22 protein-coding genes and 2 riboswitches are annotated in these 19919 nt (G+C 26.7%); of the genes, 3 read left to right on the forward strand and 19 right to left on the reverse strand.

Features of this window, described 5'->3' with window-relative positions:
* Positions 1–233: 233 nt before the first annotated feature.
* The 10 genes from ACI48P_RS16340 to ACI48P_RS16385 all read right to left on the reverse strand — a co-directional run bounded on the left by ACI48P_RS16340 (position 234) and on the right by ACI48P_RS16385 (position 8763).
* Positions 234–584 (reverse strand): hypothetical protein, encoded by a 351-nt coding sequence (locus ACI48P_RS16340; protein WP_475217669.1) that lies wholly within the window; start codon positions 582–584, stop codon positions 234–236.
* Positions 585–932: 348 nt separating this feature from the next.
* Positions 933–1874 carry a hypothetical protein gene (locus tag ACI48P_RS16345; protein ID WP_475217672.1) on the reverse strand — a complete coding sequence of 314 codons (942 nt, stop codon included), beginning with the start codon at positions 1872–1874 and terminating at the stop codon, positions 933–935.
* Positions 1875–2128: 254 nt separating this feature from the next.
* Positions 2129–2581: a GNAT family N-acetyltransferase gene (locus tag ACI48P_RS16350; RefSeq protein ID WP_475217675.1), complete on the reverse strand. Its 453-nt coding sequence runs from the start codon at positions 2579–2581 to the stop codon at positions 2129–2131.
* A 279-nt stretch (positions 2582–2860) separates the two neighbouring features.
* A complete protein-coding gene (locus tag ACI48P_RS16355; protein ID WP_475217677.1) occupies positions 2861–3778 on the reverse strand; it encodes a permease prefix domain 1-containing protein in 918 nt (305 codons plus the stop codon).
* Positions 3778–4110 carry a PadR family transcriptional regulator gene (locus ACI48P_RS16360; RefSeq protein ID WP_475217680.1) on the reverse strand — a complete coding sequence of 111 codons (333 nt, stop codon included), beginning with the start codon at positions 4108–4110 and terminating at the stop codon, positions 3778–3780. Before ACI48P_RS16360 ends, ACI48P_RS16355 begins: the two co-directional genes overlap by 1 nt.
* A gap of 337 nt (positions 4111–4447) precedes the next feature.
* Positions 4448–5269 carry a MetQ/NlpA family ABC transporter substrate-binding protein gene (locus ACI48P_RS16365; protein ID WP_475217682.1) on the reverse strand — a complete coding sequence of 274 codons (822 nt, stop codon included), beginning with the start codon at positions 5267–5269 and terminating at the stop codon, positions 4448–4450.
* Between the two features lie 197 nt (positions 5270–5466).
* A complete protein-coding gene (locus tag ACI48P_RS16370) occupies positions 5467–6123 on the reverse strand; it encodes a methionine ABC transporter permease (protein ID WP_475217685.1) in 657 nt (218 codons plus the stop codon).
* Positions 6116–7081: a methionine ABC transporter ATP-binding protein gene (locus ACI48P_RS16375; protein WP_475217687.1), complete on the reverse strand. Its 966-nt coding sequence runs from the start codon at positions 7079–7081 to the stop codon at positions 6116–6118. The genes ACI48P_RS16370 and ACI48P_RS16375 overlap by 8 nt, the downstream gene beginning before the upstream one ends.
* Positions 7082–7175: 94 nt before the next feature.
* Positions 7176–7284, reverse strand: a riboswitch (SAM riboswitch).
* Positions 7285–7469: 185 nt separating this feature from the next.
* The gene (locus ACI48P_RS16380) at positions 7470–8042 is read right to left on the reverse strand and encodes a hypothetical protein (RefSeq protein ID WP_475217690.1); all 573 of its coding nucleotides are present in this window, start codon (positions 8040–8042) and stop codon (positions 7470–7472) included.
* 82 nt (positions 8043–8124) lie between these two features.
* Entirely contained in the window at positions 8125–8763 is a 639-nt protein-coding gene (locus ACI48P_RS16385; RefSeq protein WP_475217691.1) for a hypothetical protein, read from the reverse strand.
* 223 nt (positions 8764–8986) lie between these two features.
* Between ACI48P_RS16385 and ACI48P_RS16390 the strand changes: the two genes are divergently transcribed.
* Positions 8987–9580: a DUF3793 family protein gene (locus ACI48P_RS16390; RefSeq protein WP_475217693.1), complete on the forward strand. Its 594-nt coding sequence runs from the start codon at positions 8987–8989 to the stop codon at positions 9578–9580.
* A gap of 147 nt (positions 9581–9727) precedes the next feature.
* Here ACI48P_RS16390 and ACI48P_RS16395 read toward each other — a convergent pair whose 3' ends face one another.
* The 6 genes from ACI48P_RS16395 to ACI48P_RS16420 form a co-directional block, all read right to left on the reverse strand.
* Positions 9728–9973: a hypothetical protein gene (locus tag ACI48P_RS16395; RefSeq protein WP_475217695.1), complete on the reverse strand. Its 246-nt coding sequence runs from the start codon at positions 9971–9973 to the stop codon at positions 9728–9730.
* A gap of 73 nt (positions 9974–10046) precedes the next feature.
* Entirely contained in the window at positions 10047–10709 is a 663-nt protein-coding gene (locus ACI48P_RS16400; protein WP_475217697.1) for a FadR/GntR family transcriptional regulator, read from the reverse strand.
* Positions 10710–10847: 138 nt separating this feature from the next.
* Positions 10848–11948 carry an NAD/NADP octopine/nopaline dehydrogenase family protein gene (locus ACI48P_RS16405; protein WP_475217698.1) on the reverse strand — a complete coding sequence of 367 codons (1101 nt, stop codon included), beginning with the start codon at positions 11946–11948 and terminating at the stop codon, positions 10848–10850.
* A 95-nt stretch (positions 11949–12043) separates the two neighbouring features.
* Positions 12044–13441 carry a sodium:solute symporter family protein gene (locus tag ACI48P_RS16410; RefSeq protein ID WP_475217700.1) on the reverse strand — a complete coding sequence of 466 codons (1398 nt, stop codon included), beginning with the start codon at positions 13439–13441 and terminating at the stop codon, positions 12044–12046.
* A gap of 383 nt (positions 13442–13824) precedes the next feature.
* On the reverse strand, positions 13825–14412 hold the full coding sequence (locus ACI48P_RS16415; RefSeq protein ID WP_475217703.1) for a hypothetical protein: 588 nt from the start codon (positions 14410–14412) through the stop codon (positions 13825–13827).
* Positions 14413–14666: 254 nt separating this feature from the next.
* The gene (locus tag ACI48P_RS16420; RefSeq protein WP_475217705.1) at positions 14667–15407 is read right to left on the reverse strand and encodes a tyrosine-protein phosphatase; all 741 of its coding nucleotides are present in this window, start codon (positions 15405–15407) and stop codon (positions 14667–14669) included.
* Between the two features lie 1047 nt (positions 15408–16454).
* Here ACI48P_RS16420 and ACI48P_RS16425 point away from each other — a divergent pair.
* Positions 16455–17090 carry a sensor histidine kinase gene (locus tag ACI48P_RS16425; protein ID WP_475217706.1) on the forward strand — a complete coding sequence of 212 codons (636 nt, stop codon included), beginning with the start codon at positions 16455–16457 and terminating at the stop codon, positions 17088–17090.
* Positions 17091–17167: 77 nt separating this feature from the next.
* Here the strand turns inward: ACI48P_RS16425 and ACI48P_RS16430 are convergent, their stop codons facing one another.
* Positions 17168–17770 (reverse strand): response regulator transcription factor, encoded by a 603-nt coding sequence (locus tag ACI48P_RS16430; RefSeq protein WP_475217708.1) that lies wholly within the window; start codon positions 17768–17770, stop codon positions 17168–17170.
* A 211-nt stretch (positions 17771–17981) separates the two neighbouring features.
* Here ACI48P_RS16430 and ACI48P_RS16435 point away from each other — a divergent pair, with 211 nt between their 5' ends.
* Positions 17982–18704 carry a LytR/AlgR family response regulator transcription factor gene (locus ACI48P_RS16435; RefSeq protein WP_475217710.1) on the forward strand — a complete coding sequence of 241 codons (723 nt, stop codon included), beginning with the start codon at positions 17982–17984 and terminating at the stop codon, positions 18702–18704.
* 64 nt (positions 18705–18768) lie between these two features.
* Here the strand turns inward: ACI48P_RS16435 and ACI48P_RS16440 are convergent, their stop codons facing one another.
* Positions 18769–19374 (reverse strand): LuxR C-terminal-related transcriptional regulator, encoded by a 606-nt coding sequence (locus ACI48P_RS16440; RefSeq protein ID WP_475217712.1) that lies wholly within the window; start codon positions 19372–19374, stop codon positions 18769–18771.
* Between the two features lie 24 nt (positions 19375–19398).
* Positions 19399–19482: riboswitch (cyclic di-GMP riboswitch) on the reverse strand.
* A 254-nt stretch (positions 19483–19736) separates the two neighbouring features.
* Positions 19737–19904 (reverse strand): hypothetical protein, encoded by a 168-nt coding sequence (locus ACI48P_RS16445; protein ID WP_475217713.1) that lies wholly within the window; start codon positions 19902–19904, stop codon positions 19737–19739.
* Between the last annotated feature and the right edge of the window lie 15 nt (positions 19905–19919).

A 19919-nucleotide genomic window follows, 5' to 3' on the forward strand; every position in this document is an offset into this window, starting at 1 on the left:
TAATCAATAATATTAAGCATTTTGGCTTATTCTTTAAATATTTAAACCTATTTTTTGATTATCATATTTCAATTACAGATAGTAAGTATATTTTTCTTTCATTTTTTTTAATATATAAACTTTATTAACATGATCTGATTTTATACATATTTTCAATAAATTTTTACGCAATAAAAAACTAGATACAATTTCTATCTAGTTTTCGTGGTATTATTTATCGTAAATATCTAAGATTACATATTCTTTAAATTTAGATTTTTTATAAGTTTATTTCTATTTTTATAATAAAAAATTATGTCAATTATTCCCCATATAAATATTATTTTTATCATTATATTAAGATATTTTATTCCAAATAAAAAGCATATTGCTTCTAAGACTAACAAACTTGTTCCTGTTTTAATTCTTTGCATACCCTCAAATCTACAATATGTAGCTTTATCTATCTCTATATTATGTTTTATACTAAGTTTATATACATAATTGTCTATGCCAAACATATAGTTTTTTTCATATATATGTATTCCTGCTACTAGCATCGCTATTGGTAGGAAAATCATAATAATAAATTGCCCTGGTTCCATTTTATCCCCCATTTTTATGTTATATTCGTATATTTTATTAATATTAATTCCAGGCAGTTTTTGAAAGCCATTCATTTTTGTTACTTAGCTTTTTATCCATGTTAATTTCTTCTTGTTTGTTTTTAGCTGGAGCACTAATGTATAGTCCATCTCCACCACTCCATTAAGATCCATCTTTTTCTTGTTTTGAAACAAGTATTAGTATTTCATAAAATTTGGATTACATACTAAGTATCCAAAACTTTCACTACTTACATTGCCCTTGTTATCTATATTCCATGATGAGATATCCCCTATATCATCACTAAATGTTAAATCTCCATTGGATGTATTCCATATTTCTCCATATCATTTTTCTAATATTATATATTGAAAACTTCCTAATCCATAATGAGCACCACTATATGTCTTATGAATCTTAAATTTTAAATCCTTTATTTCAAAATCCTCTACTTTACTTCCTTTAGTTTCTATAGGTACTTTGATGTTTATAATATCTCCGTTTGATACTGTAGTATTTAAATTATCTATTTGAGGATTACATCGTTTAACAAGTTTATTTGAGATAGATGCATAAAATCCTTTAGAATCGTTTCTATCTTCTATACTAGCTGCTTCTGCATAAAATCCACTTAAATCATCAAAACTATCATTTCCATATAGATTGATGCTATTTTTACCTTTATATCTTAAATTAACATCAAGAATTATATCATTATCTTTATTTTTGTAAATATCATTTATAGACATATAGACCTTCTCTGCTTTGTGATTATCACTTTTGCATTTGAATAATATAAATTCTTCATTAGGATTAATCTTTGTTGTAACTACTGCTCCATATAAGTTTTTTGCGTTATATGCTATATTATCTAAGTATGGTCCTATAGCAAATACTATTATCATTATTAAAAAAATCCACCTACTTTGTTTGTCTGCTGTTGATTTTTTAATATTTGCAATTGTATACATTAGTACTATAAGAAGTAGTAATAATATTACTGATATGCATAAATATATAAGAATTATTGATAGATAATCGTATTTACTAATAATCGGTTCAAATATAATTGAAACTATTCCAGTTATTAAACTAAATAATCCTGTGTATTTAAATATCTTGCTATATGTTAAGCTAATTTCATTTACTTCATTATCATTTATATATTTCTTTAACTCCTCTGATAAAGTAATTTTCTTATATTTTAAATTTAAGAATTTGCTAAAGTATAATTCTCCGCTCCCAATTAACACCATGATTAACACTATAAAAAAGTAAAAATCAATCATAAATTTACTCACCCCTTTATAAGCATTATACATTATTTTCATTTATATAATGTTATTATTTTTATATCTAAATAATTAGATTTTAAAATTAATTTTAATATAATGCGAAGTAACAATACTTTTTATATTATATAGGTATATAGATAGCCGAATTTAGAGCTTAATGATTTGAGCCAAAATATAGTCATGTTTATTGCATTAAAAAGGCGAAATAAGTGTATTATCTCGCCTTCAAATATACCAATATGTTCTAGTTAAATTACTAACTTCATAACTATCTCGTCATCATCAACATCACCTGTATCTTTAAACCCTAATTTTTCATAAATATTAATTGCTCTATAATTTTTTATATTACAAGTCAATATAATATCATTTGATTCTCCAAATGGCTTTGATTTTATATAATCTAAACATAATTTTAAAGCTCTAGTTCCATATCCATTATTTTGATACTTTTCATCAATCATCATGTGCCAAATATTATAGGTTTCCTCATCATAATCATAAATAACCATAACATATCCTACCATAATATTTTCTTTAAAAATACCAAAAGGGGTGCATTGATTATAATATACATATGCCTGAGCCAAACTACGAACAGGATGTGATACAAAATTATCTTGATCTTCTCCAAGCTTTAAATTAAAGCATTCTATAAAATTACTTTCATCAATTTTCTTTAATATTAATTCTTTATTCATTAACTTCCTCCATTAATTTATGGGGGCTATTTATTTTCTATCCCCCTATTTTTCAAATAATTTTTCTCAACTGTGTTATATGTCATAATGATCAACTCCCTTAATTTTTTGTATTATTATGATAAAAGATTATTTAATGATTATAGTAATATATTAACATACCTTAATTACTTATAAGGTTTAAATCTCTCTACAAATTTTACCAAAATCATATGCCAAAATAGGTGCTTTTATGAATAAGCTTAATTATAATAGAGCTTGCTTTATAAGATTTAGTTATTACCAGTTAGTCTCAATAATATTGTTATTTTTCAATAATTCATTTATCAAATTTATCTGAGATGAACTTACTTTTATAGGCGCTCTGTCATTTCCAATTTTATATGATTTTTTCAAGGAAAAATCAATACTATAAAAGTCCTTATCATCTTTTGACTCTTTACTCCACATATATCCCTGTATGCTTTCCCAAGGTATGAAGTAATTAAATGTAAGTATACCATCAGAATATACAGCTATGTGTTTTCCTTTTGGAGTAAGTAATGATAAACTAATTACGATAAATAGTGTAAATGCAAAACAATCTAAGCTTGATAAATAACTTGCCAACGCTTCCTTTGATTCTATTTTGGTAAATCCACTACAAACAATTATTAGTATTACAAAAGAGATAACTAAAATACTTATTTGAGCATATTTTATTAGTTTTTCTTCTAAGATCGATGATTTATATGATTGAATATAGAAAAGAGGATCTACATTAGAAAGTTTACGCTCTTTTTTATGTGTTTTGATTATGTCTATGATGTGAATTCCTAGTGTTACACCTATAAATATAGTTATAAGTGAATAGATATAAAAGGAACTACGATTGTCTAAATTGATAAGGTAACCATGTCCAATTGCCGCGATTATTGATATTGATAAAAGTGTTAAAGTTGCAAATATATGCAATAGCCTACTAATTTTACAAGTCCTATCTTTATACATTTTACTTAAAGCATTTGGATCACCCATTTGCTTTAAAGCTATGGTTGTAGCTTCTTCTTCACTCATACCCTTTTCAGTATATTCCTCAATATAACTATAAATATGATCCTTTAATTCATCTTGTATTTCTTTTGCTTTATCTTCTGTAGAGATGAATTTACATACAGATTGTAAAAACCTCTCTATTGAAACATTTCTCTCACACATTAATATTGACCTCCTAATACTAAATTCATTGTTTTACTAAATAATCTCCATTCATTTTCTCGGCTTTCTAATTCTGTAATACCTTTTTTAGTAATTCTGTAATATTTTCTACGGCGTCCATTTTCAGCTTCCCAATATGATTCGATAAGTTTATTTTTTTCAAGACCATGTAAAATAGGATATAAAGTACCTTCCTTAAATTGAAATACGCCATTTGATTTATTTTCAATTTCTTTAATTAACCCATATCCATAAGTAGGCTCTTTTTTTAGTGAATTTAAAATTAATGTGACAGTACTACCTTTAATAAGTTCCTTATTCAAGAATAACACCTCGGATTCCTATGTATTTAAGATGAGTGTATTCTATGTTTTCCAAAAAGTCAAGAAGGTTATTTAAAAGCGAAAGTTCTTAGTATATTCTAGCCTAAATTAATTACATATATTTACTTTGACTTCTCCCTTTACGCTCCCCGTCCATTATTCTTCGGAATACAAAAAGGCTATCTCGTTTGTAAGAGTTCTCAGTGTACTCTAGCGCAGGATTGGATTTATAAGTTCAGATGCCATTTGCAGGCATGATTTTGGCCTGCATGACATAGAACTTATATATACAATCCGGAGCGACGAGTACACGACAGAACTCTTACCGAGATAGCCTAGCGTATTTCTAGAATGATGGTATTATACTTCCTTGGTACTTTTCTTCTATAAATTCTTTTACTTCTTTACTAGTTAAAGCCTCAGTTAAAACCTTAATCTTTTCACTCTCTTTATTATCTTCTCTACAAGCTAATATGTTTGCATATGGAGAATCTTTAGATTCTATAACTATTGAATCATTACTTGGATTTAATCCAGCACTTAAAGCATAGTTTGTATTTATAACTGCTCCATCAACATCTTGTAAAGTAGAAGCAATTATTTCTGCATTCATTTCTTTTATTTCTAAATTCTTAGGATTAGAAGTTATATCTTTTACAGTTATATCGTCCCCTTCTTTAACTTCTATTAATCCATTGTCTGCTAAAAGCTTTAATGCTCTTGCACCGTTAGTTACATCATTTGGTATTGCTATAACTGCACCATCCTTTAATTCATCCAATGATTTTATTTTCTCTGAGTAGAATCCTATTGGCTCTAAATGTATTTTAGCAGTGTAAGTTAAATCTAGCTTTCTTTCTGCTACTGTTTGCTCTAAGTATGGCACGTGTTGGAAGAAGTTTGCATCTAATGATCCTTCAGCTAATCCTGTATTTGGTAGTACATAATCATCAAACACCTTTATATCTAATTCATATCCTGCTTTTTCTATTTGAGGTTTTATCACCTCAAGTATTTCTGCATGTGGAGTAGCTGATGCCCCTATTACTATTTTATTGTCATTTCCCTTTACCTCTGATTTACTTTCACTATCACCACTTGAACATCCTATTACCGATACCGCCACAACTGATGCTAATCCTAAAGTTAATAATCTTTTTAATTTCATTTTTAATTCCCCCTATTTTTTTAATTTTTTATATAAATCAATAACTATTATTCATTCCAACTAGGTAATTATTTGTTATTGTTTATCTCACTATTTTTTATAATTTTGATACTTTTTTATCTTGCTCATTCTTTAAATAATGTCTTAAAGATTATATTATTAATTCTTATTTCTATAAATATATAAGTATAGATTCTTTACTTAAGCTTTTTGTAAGCTAGATTTCCTATCCCTTGAATTATTTGAACTAATATTATTAATGTTACTACTGTATATATCATTACTGCTGTATCATTTCTTTGGTGACCATAAGTTAATGCTATTTTACCAATTCCACCTGCTCCAACAGCTCCTGCCATTGCTGTATATCCTAGTATTGATATTATTGATAATGTAATACCTGATACAATTGAAGGCATTGCTTCTTTTACCATTACTTTAAATACAATTTGTCTTTTAGTTGCTCCAAAAGATTTTGCTGCTTCTATAAGCCCTTTATCTACTTCATTTAGTGCACTTTCGATTATTCTTGCTATAAAAGGTGCTGCCCCTATTGTTATTGGAACAAGTGCTGCAGTTTCTCCTATGCTAGTTCCTACTATTAATCTTGTCAGTGGTATTAGGGCTACAATAAGGATTATAAATGGAAAACTTCTTAGTGTGTTTACTATAAATCCTAAAGTTTTATTTATTGGTTCATTTGGTTTTAGTCCATCTGATGCAGTTACGACTAAGATTACTGCTATTATAAATCCTATTAGTGTTGCAAGTACTGTTGGTATTGCAGCCATATATATGGTTTCTAGTAGTGCGTCTAAAAGCATTTCATTTAAAAATGTACTTAAACTAGTCATTTATAATCTCCTCCCATCTAATATTTTGACTATTTAAATAAGCCATTGCCTTACTCTTATGTTCTTTCTTAATATTTATTATTAATGATCCAAGTATATCGTCTTTGAATTTCTCTAACTTACCAAACACTATAGAAAAATCTATATCTAAACTTCTAGCCATATTAGTAATTATTGTGTCATTAGATATATCTTTAGGGAAAAGTATTTTTATGTTTACCCCCTTAGGTAATACTATATTTTCTTCTCCTAGTAAAGTTTGAAGGGCTTTAGTATTTTGTAAGAAGATTTCCTCTGTATCTCCTATTTCTAAAACTTCTCCACCTTCCATAATAGCTACTCTAGTACATATTTGCTTAATTACTTCCATTTGATGTGTAACCATTATTATAGTTATTCCAAGTTTTTTATTTATATCTTCAAGTAGTGATAATATTGATTTTGTTGTGTTTGGATCTAGTGCTGATGTAGCCTCATCACATAGAAGTACTTTTGGATTTAGTGCCAATGCTCTCGCTATTGCAACTCTTTGTTTTTGACCTCCACTTAAATTTCTTGGTTTTACATCTTTCTTATCACTTAATCCTACTAGGTCGAGAAGTTCTGTTACTCTTTTCTTTATATCTGATTTTGAGAATTTAAAACATTCTAGTGGTAATGCAATATTTTCATATACTGTTTTTCTTTCTAATAATGAGAAATGTTGAAATATCATTCCTAAATCTTTTCTTAATTCCCTTAGCTCCCCTTCATTAAGCTTCTTTACTTCTTTATTGTTAACGAGTATACTACCTTCTTTATAATCTTCTAGTCCATTTATACATCTAAGTATTGTTGATTTTCCTGCTCCACTATGACCTATTATTCCAAATATTTCTCCTTTATTTATATCAATACTTACGTCTTTAAGTACTTGAGTCTCACCATAATACTTACCTACATTTTTAATATTTATCATGTCATTTCCCCCTCATATATTTTGTAAGTAAAATCTCCCTTTTCTTAAAATAAATAAAAGCCTAAGTATAAACTTAGGCTTAATTAGCAATTTATACTCATCTACCAACTGATAACAGTTGCAGGATTTAGCACCATTGTATATTTACATATACTGGTTGCCGGGTTTCACAGGGCCAGTCCCTCCACCTCTCTCGATAAGAGATATTTAATTTTATATATTTTCTTTGTTTTCTGATATGTTTAAATATTATATCAATTAGTTTTTAATGTCAATCATAAATATTTATTTTTATATAAAAAATAATATTTAGTGTAAAATTTTCAATCAGAATCATTAAAATTGATTACAGTATTTGAAATTTATAATCATTAAAAATTATAATTTACTATTTTTTATTAATTCCAAAGAATTCATTCATGTCCTTTATCATTGAATTAAAAGAGTTAGAAACTGAATTTTTAACTGTTGTTGCTTCATTAACAACAGTAGAGAATTCTTCTTTAGTTTTAGTATAACTTTCAGCAGGAATAGCTTCTAATTGCTTCATTTTAGTGTCTATCTCAGCAACTAATTTTTCTCCTTCTGCTATTAAATCATCATTCATTTTCTTAACTTCGCTATCAGAAATGTTGTCTTGTTTTTTCATATTATCAACAAATCCTTGTATTTTATCTCTACTTTCTTTATAAGCTGTTTTAACATCTGTTAAATATGCTTCATTACCTGGATATTCTTTATTTTCATATACTTTTGTTATATCTGCTGGATTTGAATATATAGCGTATTGATCTAATCCAGCTATGTAGTCTTTATATCCTGTAGCATAATAGCTAGAATAATCTTCTGTAGTTGCTGTGTTTTTTTCTGGTGTTGCTACTGTTGATTTTTTTGTACATCCTACAGCACTAAAAGTTAATGCTAATGCTAAACCTACTGTAATTATTTTTTTCTTGTTCATTTTCTTCCTCCTAATAATTTTTTATAAGTAAACTCAATAAACCTATCAAATCAATTATTGAGTAACTATTACTATTTTTCCCTTAAAGATTCTCTTCTAGTCTTAAATTTAATAATTTTTCAGTTTCTTCAATTTTATCTTCAAAGTTATTTTTCTCTAGGTCGTCTCTATCTATTAGTTCATCTAAATATAAAATAAATTCATTATTAGTTTTATATAAGACATCCTTATCTATTTGATCTAAAGCTGTTATTTGCATTTCTAAATCATTTACATATATTTTGCATTCTTTTACTAAACTATCGTTAATTTCTTTTAATTTTGCATCATTCAGGTATAAGTTTCCCATAGTTTGCTCAAATGATTTTAGGTTACTTTTGTTATCTTCTAAATAGGTTTTGTACTCATTGAAAAATTCTATATTATCAATTTCACCTCTATGAGTTAATATTTCTTTTAAATCATCGTACTTATCAAAATCTAGCGGCTTTATATATTTTTCATAATTTTTTGTTAGGAAGTTTCTGTATTCATCTTCACTAGACACTGTATTCTCAGTTTTATCTTGCACATCTTGTGATGTATTTTGATTTTTATCTGATGTATTTTCTTTATTATTATTTGTATCTGGTTGAATATTAGTATTATTTTGTGTACAACCTATGATTGTGACACTAAATATTATAGTTAATGTAATTATTAACCCTTTAATTCTATTCATATTTGTCATCCTCTCTAATATATAGGTCATATTTTAATTAATAATTTAAATTTTTTATTTACTCTAGATTATTATTCCAAAAAATAATATTTTTATTTATTCAAAATAATTTTTTTAAACCTAGTAATAAATGTAAATAGTAACTTATTATTGATAATTATTATCAATTAAGTTATAATAAAATATAATAATAATCATTATCAACTAAAGGAGTGTATTAAAAATGAAATGTTGTAATTCTCTTCACTGTGTAAATAATATAAACTCATCATATATAAAATGGCTTATTGAGGTACTTGGACCTGTATTAATGGGTTCTAAGCCATCTGAAATAATAAGTGTTCCATTTCATGATGTAAACAGAGAAAGTAAAATAGACGAAATCAATAAGTATTTTAGCAGATGTAACAAAATTGAACATATTGTAATTAACAAGGAAAGTAAAGGTACAAAGGTGCTTTTTATAAATAGAGATTCTTTAAGTGAAAAGTTAAAATGTAAGAAGTGTCAAAATTTCTTAAAGTATTTAGGCTATCCAAAAGATGTTACTGTTGATTCTTGCCTTGAGCATTTGATTGAGAAATTAGAAGGTGATAATTTTCCTGATGAGATTGGTATATTTTTAGGTTATCCTATAAAGGATGTTGTTGGATTCATGGGCTATGGTAATTATAGCTTCCATAACACTAAGTACTGGAGGGTTTATGGTGATCCTAAGCCTTCTGAGGATTTATACTCTATGTTTTTATATCATAGAGAAAAAATGAGACATCTTCTATCAACAAAAAAAGTAGAAAATATATTATCTTCTTTTTAATTAGGCAAAAAAAAGAATTCTAAATTAGTAGATAATAAATGATAAATTTTATTTTACATTTATACTAATTTAGAATTCTTTCTATTTTATTATTTAACCTGTTTTACTACCTTGTTGAAATTAAATGTTAAATTAAGATATTCAATATTATTGTCTTTGAGGAATTACAGCATATATAGCAATACTTTCCTGTGATAAATAACTAATTACCTCTGGTATTTGTTGTTTTGCAATTTTTACTTCTAATCCATGTTCTAAATCTTCAATGTTATCTATAAAAGGTATATTTCCCATAATTTTTCTTGTACTTTGTTTATCTGCAATTTCAAAATAAACAGTTAATTTATCATCGCTATAATCAAATGGAGTTCCTTTAAAATGTTCTAATTTCATAAATCTATCACCTCCTGATTTTATATTACAAAATCAATTCCAATTAGTCATTTTCAAATTAATTTAAGACACATCATATTATTTCTTTACTGATATGGTTATATAAAAGTTCATAGATTAACTCTTTATCTCTATTCTTTAGAGCTTCATATATTCTTTTATGTTCTTCCAAGCTTTTATCAAGATTCTCTGCTTTTCTGTATTTATCAATATACATAAATCTTTGCGCTTCTATTTCTTCAGTTATTGAACTTAGTAACGTATAAAGTATTCTATTTTTTGATAGTTTTGCTACTTGCATATGAAATTTTACTCCATCATTTACTGTATATGCATTTGTTTTTATACAGTATTTAGCAAGTTCTTCTATTTCTTCATCAGTAGCATTTATAGCAGCTAATTTAGCTAATGATGGCTCTAATACTAGTCTAGTTTCCATTAACTCTTTTATTCCATTATTATCTTTAAGAGACTTAAACATGTCCATCTTTTTAATATTTATTAATGCATCTTTTGTTATAAAAGTTCCTTTACCAGCTTTTGCTTCTAATATACCTGATAATTCAAGTGACTTTAGTGCTTCTCTTAATATATTTCTACTTACATTAAAATTCTCTGCTAATTCTATTTCTCCAGGTATTCTATCACCTTGGTTCCAAATGCCCTCTTTAACCATATTTATAATCTGATCTGTTATATCTTGAAATAATTTATTTTTACTTATAGGCTTTATCATGTTTACTCCCCCATGTTTTTTATCCATCTAAGATTAATTATAACTTATTTCTGTTAATAATAAAATATTCACTATTTGTCAATACATACAAAGAGCATGTTTAAATGTACTACATTTAACATGCTCTTTTAATATTAATTATTCAGTTACTTCTATAGGTTTTATACCTTCTTCTACATAAGTCAGCAATTCTTCTATATTTAATTCATTTAGACCAACACTTTCAACAGTTCTACCTTCAACAAATTCTCCTTCTAAAAGTAGTTTTGCTATCTTTAGTATTGAATCCATTCTATCTGTTTTTACTCCAAGCTTTTTACCTAATGAAGACATTGGTTGTAGTGAATTAGGTATATCTTCTTGTAAATATCTTGTTCTAAGTGTTTTTTGACCTTTTACCCCTTTATATGCTTTTACACTTCTTGCTATTTCATATAAATGTTCACCCTCTGCATCATACATTTCTTTATATAGAACATCTATAGATTCTAATTTTAAACCTAAAGCCTTACCTAAATCAACTCTTTCTTTATCCATCTCCTCTATAAATTTGCCTATAGATGGTGTTATTCCATTTATGTAGTATAAAAAATCTTCTTCGTTTTCTATTTTAGATGTGTTAAATATTGTTGGTGCTGGATGCATCATTGCATTTAGATTCTCTAGACTTGTTTGCAATACATTTTTAGCTAGCTTAAATTGTGGAAATGCAGAGTTAAGTCTTTCAATTAAAATATTATTTTTCTTTGCAGGAAGTGCTGCAACTGTTACCATATTTTTAACTCCATATATTTCTGCAAAGCTTATTTCTTTTAATCTACATGCATAAAGAAGAGTACTTGTTTCCCCTATTATTACTTCTTTATTACAACCTTCTTCTTCTAAAATCTTCTTAAACTCAAAGGCAGCAAATGTTGAGCTTGGGTGTATTACAACTACTTGACCATCCTCTAAGTATGGTGCACATTTTCTAGCTATGCTTTCATGGTATAATGATGGCAATACAACAACTACAACATCACTCCCCTTTATTACCTCTCCTATATCTGTACTTGCAAGCTCTACTTTACCAAATCCATTTACTGCACCTATAACGTCTACGCCACCTTTTTCATTTATTTTTTGTACTGTTTCTTCCATAACATCAAATAGTTTTACACTTTTGCCAAGTATTCCAAGATGACCTGCCATTGATTGACCACCATTACCTCCACCTACTATTGCCCATTTGTAACTCATATTAAAATCCCCCTATTCTATAATTTGTTTAAATGTACTACATTTGAATTATGATTCTTAATATTAATTTAATATTGGTAAATTATATTAAAATTTTAAGCTTCTAATTTTTCTTTATTTGTCATCTTACTAACTACTAGTAATGCTATTAATGATAGAACTATTCCTATAGCAGCATAATTTATAGCTGTCTGTAAAATCATACCTATAATACATCCTAAAGCTCCAGCTATCATACTTGCTACTATTCCTACTTTTGTTATAAATTTTTTATTTCTAAAAGCATATCCTACATATATAGGGCACAATAGAGTAGCTGCTGAGAAAGCATATGTTGATACTAGCCAAGTTAAGGTATCTGTAAATACTAAACACATTAAAACTGCTACTAGCATTACTACAAATGAAAGAGCTCTAGACAACTTTAATGTTTTTTCAGAATCTAAACCTGGTTTTACTATTGGTAAAATATCTCTTGTAATATTAACAACTACAGATTGAACTCCACTACTTACCGTAGACATCATTGTTGCAAATATTAAAGCTGCAAACCCTGCTAATAAAAATGTTGGTAATTGAGTCATAAACCAACCTGTTGCTGCGTTTCCTTCTATTGCTGGATTAAGAGCATTTATATTTATTCCCATATACACTGCCCACATAAAACTTAAGAATGAAAGTAGTGCAGAAATACCTAAACTCTTATTAACTTTTTTTTCATCATCTATTGCACATACTCTTTGGAAATATAGTTGATTAGTTATACCACCTGGCAGTATAGAGAAAATCCATAAGAAAACTGTTGTCTTTCCTATCTTATCAATAGATCCTGAAAAGCTTAGCATTGCAGGTTCTATACTTTCCTTAACTTCACTAAATCCACCTGTTAACTTTGTTACAAAAACTAAACTTATAGCACACATTAATATCATAAAACATGAAAATATAAAATCTGTCCAAGCCACTGTTTTTAACCCAGATGGCATTACAAAGAATAAGCTTACTACGCAGAAAATTATACATAGTAAATTATAATCAATTCCTGTAATAGTAGTATAAATACTACCAAATGCTGTTATTTGTGATGTTACCCATCCAAATGGCACAATTATTGTCATTAATGCAGCTACAACTGTAACAAGTTTACTATTCCCTGAAAAGTTTCTAAGTATTTCTGGAACAGTAGTGTAGTTATTTGCTCTTAGCCATTTTGCTGGGTACATTATGATTATAAAAGGAAGTGATGCTAAAAGACCATATATTAGAACCGCTACTCCATTTCCATAAGCGTTTCCTAGGTGACCAACTAATATTCCTCCACCCATTGCACTAGCAAACTGTGTTCCTATAACAACGTATATTGGAAGACTTCTACTTGCCACAGCCCAGTCTTCTTCTGATGTTTTCTTTCTATTACTTATTATATATGTCGGTATCAAAGTTGCTCCTATAACGATAATATTTGCAATAATAATTGCTAGAGTTGTATTCATTATTATTCCCCCTTATAATATCTGACTGTTAATACCAAACTTTTGATTTACACTTTTTCTTTTAAAGAAAGTACTTATCCTGCTGTTAAAAAACATATAATCTATATTAATGTATTGAATTAAAGCTATTTATCCTCCCCCCTTTGCTCTATGTATATTTGTCCCCAATACTACATTGTTTATTTGTACTACATTTAATTTTCTGAATATTTACATATTTAAATTGTAGTTACTCCAATTTTTATTTGCAACATTTTTTTATAAATATATTGTATACATGTTTTGTGGGTAATTTTAATTTTTTATACGTAAAAAATATGCTGATAAGCTTATTAAGCTTACCAGCATATCACTTATAATAATTCACATCATTTGTAAACGAATCAGTAATTTGATTCTAGTAATAGATTCTCATCGTTATAGTTATTTATATAGTCTACCATGTTTCTTATATATTTTTCTGCATTTTTGTCGTCTTTTTTTCCATACCATACGTTTGATTGGCCCATTCCGTATGAGTCTTCACTTCTTCCTGCTTTTGGTACTATTTTATGTCTCTTGTTTATAGGTAATAGTACACAGTCTTCTCCTTTTGCTGTTACATTGAATTTGTTTTGATTTTTGTCAAAATCTACATATTTGTATACTGTTGCATTTTTATACCATCCTATTATATTTAGCTTGTTTTGGAATGGATCTTTTGCTACCCATATTACTAATACGTTGTTTGCTGTTTCATCTTCTTCTGTTATATCTTCTATATTTTCAATTTTTAGTGCACTATCTTTACCTCTTGATGGTTTGGTGTAAATATATCCTTGATAGCTACCATCTTCTTTTACTAAAAAGTTAGAGCACTCTTCTAATTGTAGCTTTTCTTTAATCCATTTTCCTCCATTTTCAGGCTGATCTTTCTCAGTTATTCCTTTGTAGTTTTCCATCCATGCTATGTTGCAAAATAGCACTTTCATTATAATCTCCTCCTATTATTTATCTATTTAATAATTTATTAGTTATAGCATATAAAATTTATATTTTTCTCCAAAATAAATAAATCACATTTATTCATAATATAAATAAATGCAATTTCTTTTATTTTGTATATGAGATAATATCTATTTTTGTATATAAATAGAAGGTATACAAAGCTAGTAAATAGTTTTATATACCCTTATTTAAGTATTTCTATTTCGATGGTTAATATTCCTTGTTTTTATAAAATAAATTATTCTAAATAAGTATTTCTTATTTCTTCTAGCTCTTTTTCTGTTATGTTAAATTCGCTACAAATGTACTCTTCAGGACTTTTATACATTTCATCAATTCTTTTAAAGCACTCTTTAATATAATCTTCATATACTCCAAACATGTATCTTAGTTTTTCTTCAGGTATATGACTTAAGTCTGGTCTAAAAGATAAAAACTCTCCTATAAATTCTTTTACATAATCTTCACTTTTTAAATATTCTTTAATTATATCTTCACGAGGTACTCCTAGTAGCATAAGTATTATTGAGCATCCTACCCCTGTTCTATCTTTTCCTGCTGTACAGTGGCTAAGTATTGGTAGCATATTGGGATCTTTTACTAGGTTTATTAAGTTTTTATAAGATTCATTATTTACAGGAAGCTGATAATAACTTTCTTTCATTCTATTATATGCCATGCCTTTTTCAAAAAATTCATCAATCATTGCTTCTACTGAGTCAAATTCATCACTTTCGGTACTTGGCATCTTTAGTGCTGGAATTCTTATATTTTTTATGTTTTCTATTTCTGTTGATGGATTTTTTTCGGCTTCATCATCATTTCTATAGTCAAATATATGTTTAATATTTAGTTTTTTTAGTGTATCTATATCTTCTTGACTTAAATTTGTTAGATGTGCTGATCTGTAAAATATTCCTTTTTTTACACTTCTTCCATCACTGGTTTTGTAACCACCTAAGTCTCTAAAATTTTTCATGCTTTCACTCCTTACTTTTGTTACTATTATTATATGTTTATTATTGTTCATTTTTGTTATAATAATTCAATTCAAAAAATATAAAAGAATCATACTTTTAATTTTAATACCACGCTATTAATTCCTTCTATTTAATTTCAAAATCTAAATGGCTCAAATGAGATTTTTATCATATCCATTAAAATAATTAATGTAAACCATTATTATTTTTAATGATTTGAAACTTGGTTTTATGCTAAAATAATTTTAGATTATTCTTATGCTATAAAGTTAGCTTTTGACATATAGAAAATATATTTTTTATATGAACATATGCTAAAAATCCATCAGAGTTTTTAATCAGGGAGTGGTACGATGACATCAAAATTTTATTTTTCATTATATATGTTAGTTTATTATATGGTTTCTTTTTTATTTATTTATTATCCCTTTAGACATAATTTAAGATACGATTTTAAAAAAGTTTTTGTATCACTAGTTATTATATTTTTAATTAATATAATCTCATGGATAATAATATTAAAAGATAACTACTATAATGGAGTCTCTTTAATAGGCTTAAAATTAGCATTTTCTTGCTTTTTTATGGGAATTTCATACTATTTAGTTAGAGCTAAGTTTGCTAAATTTTTATATATATTTTTATTGCAAGACATTTTTATCACCGTAATATTTTGGAATACTAGCTTTTTAGATTTCTTTTTTCTAAATAATCTAAATTCCTTTAATCCTAATATATATACAATAGTTATTGCCATAGCCCAATTTATAATGTGTTATCCATTTGTAAAGTTATATTTGGATAAAAAAATTATTCCATCACTTTATATGGGAAATGATGTTCTATGGAAATATACATCAAAACTTTTAATTTGCTTATGCTTTGTATCAATAATACTAATGTTTTATTTTGAATTTTATGATGACTTATCATTTAGACGTATCTTTGCCCGATACTCAAGCTTACTAGTCATGTATTATGTTATACATACACATATTAAAATAATAAATGAGGTTGAACAAAATTCGAAATTAGAGAAGCAATCTATGTATATGTCAAGAGTTGTTACTCTTCTTCAAGAACAATATTCTAGTATTACTGAAAATATTAAAGAGACCAGAGCTGCACGCCATGATTTGAGACACCACTTAATGGTTATTGGCGGTTACTTGAATATGAAGGACTATGAAAATCTAACATCTTATGTTAATAGTTATGCAAATACTCTACCAACTAAGGTTGATACTCGTATTTGCAATAATTATGCTATTGATGCTCTTCTTCAACAATATTTATCGATTGCTCAGGATAAGAATATTAAGATTGATACAAAATTACAACTTGATAACAATACGTCCATTAAAGATTGTGATTTATGTGTAATATTTGGTAACTGTATTGAAAATGCAATGGAAGCTTCCCATGCTATTCCATCAGATAAACGAAGTATACTAATAAAATCTCGATATCATAATGATATGCTTATAATTGCAATAGATAATAACTTTAATCGCAGAGTAGTAATAAAAGACCAAGTATACCTTTCATCAAAGCGTTCTTATCAATATCAAGGTATAGGCTTATGTTCCGTTCGTGACATTGTAACCAAATATAATGGTGAAATGAAAATTGAGACCATTGATAATATATTTAGGCTATCGATAATGATAAAAATTAAATAAACTAATTAAATACTTAAGGCTAAACCACAAAATAGAACTGCATAATTACAGTCCTATTTTTATAATGGTTTAGCCATTTAAAATTTCCTATTATTAAAAACATATAAGGTTATTTGTATCCTATCTTTTAAACTTAATTTTGATAATATATTTGAAATATGCTTCTTTACTGTATTTGTACTTATACATAATTCATTTGCAATTTCTAAATTAGACTTTCCCTTTGACACCAACATTGTAATTTCTTTTTCTCTTGCTGTTAAGTCTTTAAACGTAGCTATACTATTATGGCCTTGAACAATTGTATCTAATAACTCTACATCATGATATTTTTTCCCTTTTTGTATTTGATTTAGTGCCCAAGGAATACTTTCCGAATCAATGTTAGGTAAAATATATGCATCAAAACCAAGTTCTATGGCTTTTCCAAAAATTGATTTATCTTCTTCAAAATCTAGTATCATTATTTTAATGTTTTTCTTATCTTTAATATTTTTCAAGAAGTTTAAATATTTAATATTCCCATTATTTGTATCTGTAATTATTGTATCAATTCCTTCTAAATCTAATTTTTCATAAGTGTTACATTGCACAATACTTGATACAATACTTTCACCATCTAATATATTTATTAATCCGCTTCTAATAATTAATGAACTTGAAACTACTAGTATATTCATATTTCCCCCATACTTCTGTAAACAGCTATTTGTTTCTTCTTTATATTTATATAACTTAATTGTAATAAAATAAGAAATTTATATAAGTATCATTTCGTAATTTGGTAATTTATGGTGTAAATAGAAATCAACTCTAATAATTTTTCTGAAAATTAATGTTATAATAAATATAATAATTTTATTGTAAAACTATATTTTGAGAGGTGTTTACTTGCGAATAATAATATGTGATGACTTAGAAACCGATAGAATGACTCTTTACGATAATATTAAAAACTATTGTTTTTTAAATAAATATTATATTGATATAATTACATGTAGTAATAGTAATGATCTATTTAATAATTTTGAGGAGAATAAAATCAACCTTATATTTTTAGATATTTATCTAAATGATAATAGTGATATGACTGGTATTGATATTGCAAGAAAAATTAGAGAAATAGATTCAAGCTGTATTATAATTTTTACTACTGTTAGTAATGAGCATGCCCTTGATGCATTCTCTGTGTATGCATTTGATTACTTGGTTAAACCAATAAAATCTGAAGTTCTTCTAAACACTTTAAATAGATGTTTTTCACTATTATCACAGCCTTCAAAGTATATTGAAGTCTTATCTAATAGATTATTAATAAAGATTCTACAAAAAAATATCTTATATATTGAAGTATTTAATAAATATTGTTTGATACATACTACCTCTGATTCAATAAAGACGTATATGACATTATCTCAGATTGAAAAATTATTAGATTCTGATATATTTTTAAGATGCCATAGAAGCTATATTGTAAACTTGGAGCATGTGAAAAATTATTCTGATTGTGATTTTCTTTTATCTAATGGAAGCCAGGTACCTATTTCTAAGGATAAAAAGATTTCAATCAAACAGGTATATCTAGACTATTTATTTAATTTAACTAGAGCTTAAAAATGTTACTGAAATTAGACTAGTGGAAATAAATTTTTCACTAGTCTAATCTTATTTTTATATTTTATAATACTAATAGCCCCTTGTCGTAAGCATATATTGCTGCTTGAATTCGGTCTTTTAAATTTAGTTTAGAGAAAATATTGCTGGTATGTTTTTTTACTGTATGTTCAGTTATAAATAAGTCCTTTGATATTTCAAAATTACTTTTACCTTTTGCTATGCATATTAGTATTTCTCTTTCTCTTTTTGTAAGTTCATCCACTTGTTCTGTACTTTTTCTTGATATATAATTTTCTATAAAATCTCCATCGTAATATTTTTTTCCTTTAGATAATTGTTTTACAGCATAAGCTATATCTTCTGAATCGATATTTGCCAATATGTATCCATCTACTCCTGCCTTCATACATTTTGAAAATATACTTTTATTTTCATAAAAATCTAATATCATGATTTTGGCATTAGTCTTACATTTTATTTCTCTAATATAATCTAAATATTGTTCATTATTCTTGTTTAAATCGATAAGTATTAAATCATAATTTCCTTCATATGCTTCTGAAAATATATGACTTTCTGTAATGTCTCTTACACAGTTTTCTTTTGATAATATGCCTTCTATACCTTTTCTAATTATAAGTGATTCTGATATTACAATAACTTGCATATTTATTCCCCCTTAAAAATATACCAGTTATTTAGCCGGTTGCACTACTAGCTCCATATATCTCTAAGTGCCCACATATAAGATATATTTCTTCACTTCTAAAAACTATTTTTTTCTTCACTTAAAAGATTAATAATTTTAATACTTTTTAATTATATTTTAAATTAATTTTTAATGGTTGTAATCATAATGGGGTAGTAATTTTAATGGTACTTTAGAATAATTTAGATTCCTAATTATTACATTTTTCTACAATAAAATAAAGTAGTCTAGCTTTTATGCTAAACTACTTTATTTTCATAGACTATAACCTCTTAATAGTAAAGAAATCATTATTTCTCAAACATTACTTATATGCACTACTAGTATACCTCTACTTGTCTACTTAACTTAATAACTTTTTTGTGCTCACAGTTTGCTTTATGCTTGTCTCTTTCTTCAAAGCTCCAAAACAATTCACCACAGTATCTACACACAAATATTATACCTTTATTATTATCTAGCGAACTATTTAATTCATTATTATCCATTCTTTCTCCTTGTAC

This window comes from Romboutsia sp. LXY-2, from assembly GCF_056171995.1.

Coding starts and splice junctions, on each gene's coding strand:
- ACI48P_RS16340 (WP_475217669.1), bottom strand. CDS start 584: ATGGAACCAGGGCAATTTATTATTATGATTTTCCTACCAATAGCGATG.
- ACI48P_RS16430 (WP_475217708.1), bottom strand. CDS start 17,770: ATGAATATACTAGTAGTTTCAAGTTCATTAATTATTAGAAGCGGATTA.
- ACI48P_RS16380 (WP_475217690.1), bottom strand. CDS start 8,042: ATGAACAAGAAAAAAATAATTACAGTAGGTTTAGCATTAGCATTAACT.
- ACI48P_RS16445 (WP_475217713.1), bottom strand. CDS start 19,904: ATGGATAATAATGAATTAAATAGTTCGCTAGATAATAATAAAGGTATA.
- ACI48P_RS16390 (WP_475217693.1), top strand. CDS start 8,987: ATGAAATGTTGTAATTCTCTTCACTGTGTAAATAATATAAACTCATCA.
- ACI48P_RS16410 (WP_475217700.1), bottom strand. CDS start 13,441: ATGAATACAACTCTAGCAATTATTATTGCAAATATTATCGTTATAGGA.
- ACI48P_RS16355 (WP_475217677.1), bottom strand. CDS start 3,778: ATGTGTGAGAGAAATGTTTCAATAGAGAGGTTTTTACAATCTGTATGT.
- ACI48P_RS16405 (WP_475217698.1), bottom strand. CDS start 11,948: ATGAGTTACAAATGGGCAATAGTAGGTGGAGGTAATGGTGGTCAATCA.
- ACI48P_RS16415 (WP_475217703.1), bottom strand. CDS start 14,412: ATGAAAGTGCTATTTTGCAACATAGCATGGATGGAAAACTACAAAGGA.
- ACI48P_RS16440 (WP_475217712.1), bottom strand. CDS start 19,374: ATGCAAGTTATTGTAATATCAGAATCACTTATAATTAGAAAAGGTATA.
- ACI48P_RS16350 (WP_475217675.1), bottom strand. CDS start 2,581: ATGAATAAAGAATTAATATTAAAGAAAATTGATGAAAGTAATTTTATA.
- ACI48P_RS16395 (WP_475217695.1), bottom strand. CDS start 9,973: ATGAAATTAGAACATTTTAAAGGAACTCCATTTGATTATAGCGATGAT.
- ACI48P_RS16400 (WP_475217697.1), bottom strand. CDS start 10,709: ATGATAAAGCCTATAAGTAAAAATAAATTATTTCAAGATATAACAGAT.
- ACI48P_RS16345 (WP_475217672.1), bottom strand. CDS start 1,874: ATGATTGATTTTTACTTTTTTATAGTGTTAATCATGGTGTTAATTGGG.
- ACI48P_RS16385 (WP_475217691.1), bottom strand. CDS start 8,763: ATGAATAGAATTAAAGGGTTAATAATTACATTAACTATAATATTTAGT.
- ACI48P_RS16370 (WP_475217685.1), bottom strand. CDS start 6,123: ATGACTAGTTTAAGTACATTTTTAAATGAAATGCTTTTAGACGCACTA.
- ACI48P_RS16365 (WP_475217682.1), bottom strand. CDS start 5,269: ATGAAATTAAAAAGATTATTAACTTTAGGATTAGCATCAGTTGTGGCG.
- ACI48P_RS16420 (WP_475217705.1), bottom strand. CDS start 15,407: ATGAAAAATTTTAGAGACTTAGGTGGTTACAAAACCAGTGATGGAAGA.
- ACI48P_RS16425 (WP_475217706.1), top strand. CDS start 16,455: ATGTATATGTCAAGAGTTGTTACTCTTCTTCAAGAACAATATTCTAGT.
- ACI48P_RS16375 (WP_475217687.1), bottom strand. CDS start 7,081: ATGATAAATATTAAAAATGTAGGTAAGTATTATGGTGAGACTCAAGTA.